The 340-nt window shown below is 49.7% G+C and carries 1 pseudogene; it reads right to left on the bottom strand.

Annotation, left to right across the window (positions count from 1 at the left end):
- Nucleotides 1-340 (bottom strand): annotated as a pseudogene (locus AB4585_RS26500) (Na+/H+ antiporter NhaC family protein); the annotation flags it as partial.

Raw genomic sequence — 340 nt, 5'->3', positions numbered from 1 at the left:
GCGCAACAGCGGCAATGGTGCCCATAGAGGTACCCATCGATGTAGCAATGAATGCAGAGATTATGAATATGCCAGGCAAGATAAGCGCTGTTGGGATCATCGCCAATCCCAGGTTTACCGTCGCTTCTACACCGCCAGTCGCACTCGCTACAGCGGCAAATGCACCGGCTAGCAAGTAGATAACACACATAGCGATAATGTCAGTATGCCCAACACCTCGCAGAAACTGTTCGATAGCGGTATTCAGCTTGTCTTTGCTTAACACAATACCCAACACAACAGCAGGTAATGCTGCTACCGGCGCTGGCAATTGATAAAACGCCATCTCCACTTCTTGAAG

It is taken from the genome of Vibrio sp. 10N.222.49.C9 (assembly GCF_041474985.1).
Taxonomy (GTDB): domain Bacteria; phylum Pseudomonadota; class Gammaproteobacteria; order Enterobacterales; family Vibrionaceae; genus Vibrio; species Vibrio crassostreae_C.
The sequence above is the reverse complement of the archived record's forward strand: the minus strand, read 5'-3'. Positions and strand labels throughout refer to the sequence as shown.